The sequence below is a fragment of the Streptacidiphilus neutrinimicus genome (assembly GCF_000787815.1).
Lineage (GTDB): Bacteria > Actinomycetota > Actinomycetes > Streptomycetales > Streptomycetaceae > Streptacidiphilus > Streptacidiphilus neutrinimicus.
Map to the genome: position 1 here is coordinate 72,524 of NZ_BBPO01000029.1, position 487 is coordinate 73,010.

Genomic DNA, 487 nt, shown 5'->3' on the forward strand with positions numbered 1-487 from the left:
GACCGGCGATCGCGATGGTGGCCGCGATCAGCGAGGAGTAACCGAACATCGGCTTGCGCGAGAAGACCGGCACGACCTCGGAGATGATCCCGAAGAACGGCAGCGCGATGATGTAGACCTCGGGGTGACCGAAGAACCAGAACAGGTGCTGCCACAGGATGGCGCCACCGTTGGCCGGGTCGAAGACGTGCGCGCCGAACTTGCGGTCGGCCTCGAGCGCCAGCAGCGCGGCGGCCAGCACCGGGAACGCCAGCAGGACCAGAACCGCGGTCAGCAGGACGTTCCACACGAAGATCGGCATCCGGAACATGGTCATGCCCGGGGCGCGCATGCACAGGATGGTGGTGATGAAGTTCACCGAGCCGAGGATGGTGCCGAAGCCCGAGAGGGCCAGACCCATGATCCACATGTCGCCGCCGACACCGGGGCTGTGGATCGCGTCCGAGAGCGGCGCGTAGGCGAACCAGCCGAAGTCGGCCGCACCCTG

1 protein-coding gene is annotated in these 487 nt (G+C 66.7%); it reads right to left on the bottom strand.

Annotation, left to right across the window (positions count from 1 at the left end):
• Positions 1 to 487 (bottom strand): cbb3-type cytochrome c oxidase subunit I (locus TR48_RS19740; RefSeq protein WP_042369157.1); only part of this gene is annotated, 487 nt, incomplete at both ends.